This is a genomic window from Desulfosporosinus sp. OT, from assembly GCF_000224515.1.
Classification (GTDB): Bacteria; Bacillota; Desulfitobacteriia; order Desulfitobacteriales; family Desulfitobacteriaceae; genus Desulfosporosinus.
Map to the genome: position 1 here is coordinate 1 of NZ_AGAF01000005.1, position 7,018 is coordinate 7,018.

General features: G+C 42.6%; 5 protein-coding genes and 1 pseudogene. All 6 read right to left on the reverse strand.

The window, feature by feature from the left end:
* Positions 1 to 1,221, reverse strand: a 1,221-nt coding sequence (locus tag DOT_RS00230; RefSeq protein ID WP_009612750.1) for a M56 family metallopeptidase, incomplete at its 3' end; no start/stop codon positions are given.
* Between the two features lie 2 nt (positions 1,222 to 1,223).
* Positions 1,224 to 1,601 (reverse strand): BlaI/MecI/CopY family transcriptional regulator, encoded by a 378-nt coding sequence (locus DOT_RS00235; RefSeq protein ID WP_139024086.1) that lies wholly within the window; start codon positions 1,599 to 1,601, stop codon positions 1,224 to 1,226.
* Between the two features lie 335 nt (positions 1,602 to 1,936).
* The gene (locus tag DOT_RS00240) at positions 1,937 to 2,842 is read right to left on the reverse strand and encodes a PEP/pyruvate-binding domain-containing protein (protein WP_009612753.1); all 906 of its coding nucleotides are present in this window, start codon (positions 2,840 to 2,842) and stop codon (positions 1,937 to 1,939) included.
* 38 nt (positions 2,843 to 2,880) lie between these two features.
* Positions 2,881 to 4,563 (reverse strand): PEP-utilizing enzyme, encoded by a 1,683-nt coding sequence (locus tag DOT_RS00245; RefSeq protein WP_009612754.1) that lies wholly within the window; start codon positions 4,561 to 4,563, stop codon positions 2,881 to 2,883.
* A gap of 22 nt (positions 4,564 to 4,585) precedes the next feature.
* Positions 4,586 to 5,191, reverse strand: coding sequence for a TetR/AcrR family transcriptional regulator (locus DOT_RS00250; protein WP_009612755.1), 606 nt, complete (start codon positions 5,189 to 5,191; stop codon positions 4,586 to 4,588).
* A gap of 264 nt (positions 5,192 to 5,455) precedes the next feature.
* Positions 5,456 to 7,018: pseudogene (locus tag DOT_RS00255) on the reverse strand (phosphodiester glycosidase family protein); the annotation flags it as partial.

Below are 7,018 nucleotides of genomic sequence, written 5' to 3' on the forward strand. Positions count from 1 at the left end.
TGGTCCTGTGATATCCTCGACCATGATTCCCGAGCTACTATCGACAACCCCCTTAGCAGCTCCAACGACTTGTCCCCCACTGTTCCCTTGAGATACCTTGTTCTTTTGGCCGTCTTCTAAAACGGGGTTTGCATCCACTTGAGCACTGGCAAAAGTCGCAAAGGCCATCAATGCTATCATCAAACCACCTAACAATGACCATTTAGCCGAAGCCTGTTGATGCTTTCTATTACTAAGCGAGATAAGCCTCTTCTTGATTTGTGAATTTGAGCCGCACAAACTTGCAAAGCTCGATATTCGGGGAGCTGTAGAATATGTCTCTGCTAGCTTGACGAGAGTATAGGCATAGTTACTAGATTGCTCAGCATCAATTCGAGATGTTACTAAAGCATCACACGAAATCTCTTGATCTTCCCGCATCCGGTAAAAAGCGTACCAAATTAGAGGATTGAACCAGTGGCTGATGATCAATATTTGGGTTAACCAATTGATCCATAGATCCTTACGTTTGTAATGTATTAACTCATGCAGAAATATATGGCTTATCTGTTCTAGACTAAATGTTTGCTCAATCCCTATGGGTAGAAGTAACCTGGGGTGGATCAGGCCTAATAACGATGGGCTTTTTACGCACTCCGACTTAAGCAGAGAAATTTCTGCTGTTATCTTCAATTCCGCTTTAAGTTTATTGAACTCTGAAAGCAACCTTTGTTCAGTCACCAAAGCATGTTCAATTCTATGAGAAAACCTTATGTTAACAATGACGGTGATAACCGTCAATATCAAAACCCCCAAGAACCATATAAAACACATTACTTTATAAATGAACGGGGTATCGTCATTTAGCATCTGGGTTTTTGTGCTTATAATGGCTTTGTTGAAATTGCTATTCATAACATTAGTTTGGATCAAATCAAATTGTTTATTTCCATCGTTTGTGAAGGACGGCTGTGTAGTTCCGTCAAAGTTCGATGCAATAATATGTAGTATCTGGGAAGAGTCGAGATAATTATAAACACTTGCGGAACTATTGGGTGTCCATGGCAGCATTAAACCAATGATCAACACTGACCATAGCAGATACTGAAAGCGCGCCCCGATTTTATGTCTAAAAACAAATTTTACGCCCATAAGAAAAATGATGAAAATGCTTGCTTTGGCTGATGTAATCAAAACCCAGTTAAAAAAGTTAAGATAATTCGCCTGCAGTATAGTAGACATCTTCACTCTTTCCTTTCTTCAAGGAGCCGTTTTAGTTCTTCAATGTCGTCCTGAGAAAGTTTTTCTTCTTGAAGAAAGGTAACAAGCATAGGTTTTAGTGCTCCACCAAAAACACGAGCAAGAAAAGACTTACTCTCAGCTTTGATACACTCTTCTTCTGTCACTAACGGGTTGTAGATATAAACCCTTCCCTCTTCTATAAAGCCAAGTGCCCCCTTTTTCACAAGTCTTCCGATTAGCGTCTTGATTGTATTTGGTTTCCAATCTGTAGTTTGTTCTAAAGCCTTAACAATCTCATTTGCGGTACACGGGGCTGATTTCAACCAACAAATCTTCATAACTTCCCATTCCGCATCAGATATATTAGGTTTTTCCATCAGTTATATACCTCCTTACAAGCTATGTTTACAGATGTAATTAAGGAATATATTACACTCGTAAACGATTGCTGTCAAGCAAAATTCTGTCATTTTTGCCGGAATACCGTAACGATGTCCCTTACACAAGAGGTCGCCTTGCTCCGTATAGTGCCAGATGTGGTTGGTAAATTATCCAATCTTCTTACCTTCCTAATCTCGACGTATGGTTGCATTGGTGCGACATCCTCTGAAAATAAAAAGCCGGTTTCCCTTACATTAAGAAAACCCAGCTTTTGGTTACTTTACTATCCCTAGTTTGATGGATAAAATCCAGTATGGAATTATATATGAATCAATTAGAACCGAAGCGTAGTAATGGGTCTGCTTTGAAGCAGGTAAAACTCCCCTAAACCATAGCTCCACTCGATATCTTGTGGTACTCCATTAAAATGCTCTTCTATCCGGAGACATAGACAGGCCAATTCTCGAACCTGTTGGGAAGTTAAACATCCCCGAGCAGGGCGCCCCGTACGAATGAAGGGGGTAGGCAATTGTCCCTTGTTCGGAGCTGGAGTGAATTTAAGAACTGCACCATCAGGGCGCCTGGCAAGCCATTGATCAGGAATGATTTCTCCTTGAACCAAGGCCTCCCCGACACCGTGAGCAGCGTTAATGAGCAGCTCACTTGAGTCATTGGAAAGAGGATTAACCGTAAAGACTACTCCCGCGACCTCATGAGGTGCCATTTCCTGAATGACAACAGCAAGGGCGACTTCACTCTCTCCGAATCCTTGTAAGGAACGATACTGCACCGCTCGGGGCGACCAAAGTGAACCCCAGCATCTTTTTATAGCTGCGAGAACAGCTCTTTCCCCTCGGATATTAAGATAAGTTTCCTGTTGACCAGCAAAACTTGCACCGGGTAAATCTTCAGCCGTAGCCGAGGAACGAACAGCAACTTTAGGACTGCCCATCCTTCGATAAGCTTCAAGGACTTCTATCGTTACCTCTTCGGGTAAGTCAACATTTTCTATTTCCATCTGAATCTTAGATGTTACATCTTCTAAAATTAGTAGGTCGTTGAGATTAATTTTCGGTAAATGGACCTTCGCTATACAACGACGGTACCCTTTAACGCTCAAAACAAAGCCCTGGGGCACTTTCATTCCTGCCAACATTAATTCACCGAGATTAGCCCCTTTTCCACCTGCTAACAATAGGTCTTCTCTTGTTAATTCTTGAATTAACCGCACATATTTCATACCATTATTCTCCATTCAGTTCTTGCTCGTCAACTATTTCAATCTAGGACTTGAAGCTTTCCAGCGGCTCCATCCACACGGACACGCTGCCCATTATGCAATAGTTTTGTTCCATTAATTGTCCCGACAACCGAAGGAAGTCTGTATTCCCGAGAAACGATTGCTGCGTGGGACAATGCTCCACCAGAATCGGTGATTAACGCTGCTACTCGCGGAAATAGTACCGTCCAAGTCGGAGTAGTAAACGGACAGACTAAGACCTCCCCTTCTTGAACCAATTGAAACTCCTCAGCCGTATGAATAATACGCACGGGACCTTCGGCAACTCCTGGAGAACCTGGGATACCCTTCAACTCCCCTTCAGGTGATAGCTCCAACGACGTTCCCTGCTCAGCTTCAATAAGAGAAGCTTGTTTAAAAATAATCTTCATACCCTCCGCTGCAATAGGAGGGAATACATCCCAAGGGGGTTCGATGGGCATTTTTCCAATGATTTGGGGCGGCACTAACGAGAAATTTTTAGTATGTTCAGCTTTCCTCTCAGCCACCAGTCCTTTTAAACTAGCAAGATTGTGGTTTCCTCTTAGGGCTGAGAGCAATTCTTCACGGTATAGAAATAATGTGTCCTCCGGACAATCAAGAATACGATCCCGAACCAATCTTCGGCCAGCCTCGATTGCATCATAACGCGTATGGCTAAGGGGAACGGTCCATAAAATGTAGTCATGGATTTCGCTTAACGGTAGAGTTTGCTCTGCTAATTCGAGCCAGGTGTTGAACTCTTCCCGATCCGCTCCCGTTAAAGTGCTGCGGATTTCCTTGATCCGCTCAAGCCGATACGCTTGAAAATCAGAGTCTTCGATCATAAATTCATCAGAGTCCATTAACCCCTTGATAATCCCAACCACGATCTCTGGCATTTCTCTCCATGTGGGTGTGAATTCGAAACTATCTGCAGGCCGATCTCCTTCAGTTTCTAAGAATTGATCGAGTTCTTCCTTAAACCAAGTATGGGATAGCTGCTGAAGTGCATTTTCACTAGGTAAAGACAAAATGTCGCTAACATTCGGGTCTGCTGCAGCACGCCGGGCCAAGGTTAATAGACGATTCGTTGTATTTAATACTGCTGGATCATTAATCTGTACCAATTCGTAAGTTTCAAAGTCTGTCAAATTAAGAAGTCTTTCACATACCTCCAGCCATCGTCCGCGTATATACATACAAAGCACGACAATTTTTACATGTGGATTCCAGGACCAGCATAAAAAGTCATAGCATTGATCAAGGTGAATGGCCAGTTCTTCTAAACTCGCGTTGGCGCGATCAAAATTTCGGATCGGCTCAAGACGCCTCTGGGCTTCAGGCTCCCATACATCCCTCCAGGCATGAATGTGATTCTCAAACCCTCTTTCCTTGAGAAACTGTTCAAAACCCAAGACCCTCCTGCGAAGCTTCGGATTAATTCGCCACAAATGAAAGAGAAACGGAAACCGTTCCATAATCGGCGGAGTCTCTCCCCCAATAGGTTCAATACGTTGAAACACATAGCCATGGAGAACAAGATAGGCACATTTAAGAGAAGGCATAGACCATTCCTCATAAGCACGAGCTGACCCGATTTCGACAGGAAGGAGTCCATAAGAGACAAAAAGTGGGTGTACCGGTCTCGGCCAATGAATATTATCTCGCATCCAGAACCCCTTAGCTTCCCAAAGAGACATTACTTTCTACCTCCTTCAATTTTTAGATTGATTTCTCACTGTTTATCAGCGCACCTGATAAATAGGTGTTAACTGCGGATTGAAGATCGGATAAAAGGTCGTTTTTTTGTTTACCATAATGATACCATCTCACCATGTGAACTATATATAACCCATCAATATCATGAGCAAGCTCCTCTGGACGTCGTTCTCTTGTTACAGCTCCAGCGTTCTGACCACGTTCGAAGGCTTCGGTTATCATCCTTCTGAGGAGAGGCCCTTTTGGATATTCTGGTGTTAGTCCGCGCTTCATCTTTTCTAGCATGGTGACCAAGACAAGTTCTGGTCTATTTATAGTCCACTCGACAGCATTAGCAATAATTGCCTGAATTTGATGATCTGTTCCTAAAGTGGTTGCAAAAAAGTCGTCAACTTGCTTTGTCGTTAATTCTTCTGTTTCGTAAAGTATCTCAAGTGCTAAGTCTTCTTTTGTCTGAAAATAATTGTAGAAGGTTCCCCTTGCTACCCCGGCCATGCTAGTGATCTCCTCAATGGTTGTTTCCGCAAACCCATTAGTCCTGAAAAGCTCTTCACCGGCTCGTATGATGGCTGATTTTACTTCCGCCTTTTGTTTGTCTCTTAATTTCATTGCAATTTTCACCTCAATTAAAGACTTAGTTAATAAAAAATATGTACATTATTCATTTAATATACACCATACATAAAATAACATAGTTCATTATATTTCCAGGAGATCTCAGCTGTCAAGAAAATACTTTTGCTTTTTAATGACCCCAACTAACGCAAATAAGCCATCGTTTTCTCACGATGGCTCAATAGAAAAGTACTCCTTTTTACTGGCTTAGCATTTTGATTGTTTTCAGCGTACATTTTGATTCCGATAAACAAGGCCCTATTGGGATGTGCTCTCTCCCAAAAGATCTTTAAATTCGTAGGTTATATTATTACCTATTACCGTCACCTCAAGATATTTTGCTGCAGTCGGCTTTTCCGGCGAAAAATCAGGGATACTAAAACCCGCACAAGAAATATACCGAACTCCTCTATCCAGTTCACTTTGATTTACATCTCCCTGATATAAAACCCAGACATTTTTTCCGGTTTTCTCCCGATATTCGGCCAACGTATCCTTGAGCAACTCACCTTCTTTGGCATTAATAAACGTTGCAGGAGCAGCCGACATGACGATAAAAGCATTGCTGCCAGTCTGTTGGTCCAGCTCCTTAAACAACCATAACCATTCTTCCGGATCACTTCTGCGAAGTCCACCTTTGCTGATATCCAACTGAATAAAGTTAGAGTTCTTATAATTGGAGGTTTTATATTCCGTCCCAGTTATTAGGGCAGGTTTTTTCATATCTCTGACAGCAGATGCGGCGTGGCTTCCGGTATAAGCTGCCATGTCCAAATTTTCATTGATATAGCTTGTCATTTTGTTCAACAATTGCTCTTCCAGAGTATTATAGCTTTCCTGCTTGCTACCAAATACAGAAAACTTAAAATTATCAGGACCTGGAACAAACTCTGTTGTCCTATTAGCGCCATCTTGGACCATTGAATCCTGAGGTATTTCGCTTTGGTCAAGGAGCGGATGATTTACCACCTTTGCCGTAAGGTCATCAAAATAAATCTCCCCAATGCCTTCAGCAGGATCTGCATTTTGTACATAGAGTCTCTTAAGATTGGTTGGCTTCTTAATGTCTTCCAGTGAAACCTCTATTTTTTTCCAACCTATCCAATCTAATTTTGGGACCATTTCCAACTGATGTCTTTCTCCTGAGTCATCCAGGACTTCACCGAGGACCCGGTTTGAATTTTCATGAGTATTGTAAATCCAGACGGCTAAGTTAGCAGTGTGAGCATCAAGGGAAAGCCCTGCTCCCGTGAAAGCCAACGAGGCTTCACCTGAACTTTTATCATCAATAAAGTCATAGACTAATTGTCCTGAAGTGTTTCCTCCGTGAACCTGATCTGCGGAAAGCTGAAAAGTACCTTGGACTATCTGCGGGTTAGCTTGGAAAGAAGCCTGGTCGTCTTCAAAGGAAAATATTGCATCGGTAGAATCTGCATAGATCGATACAGCAGTATAGGCACGGACGTCCCCAACCCCCGCCTCGATATATCCTGCACCAACAGTAGCGGCTTTAATGATTCCCTCTTGGAAACCTTCAATATTCCCCCTTACTGCCCACTGAACATCTTCCTGCTCGATTTTCCCTTTGAAACCCTGATCATCGTAACCTGTTACCTGAAGGGTTTGGCTCTCTCCAAGAGGTATCTCTAACTTATCTGAACTGAGTCTAAGCTTTACGGGAGAACTTAACGAACGGATATCCACCTCTGCTGTTAATTTCCCTACTTTGGCAATTATTTTACCCTGGCCTACAGAAGTGGGCTGAAACTGATTATCTTTAAATCTTCCTGTAATCCCGCTCACACTCCATTCTATCTGTTG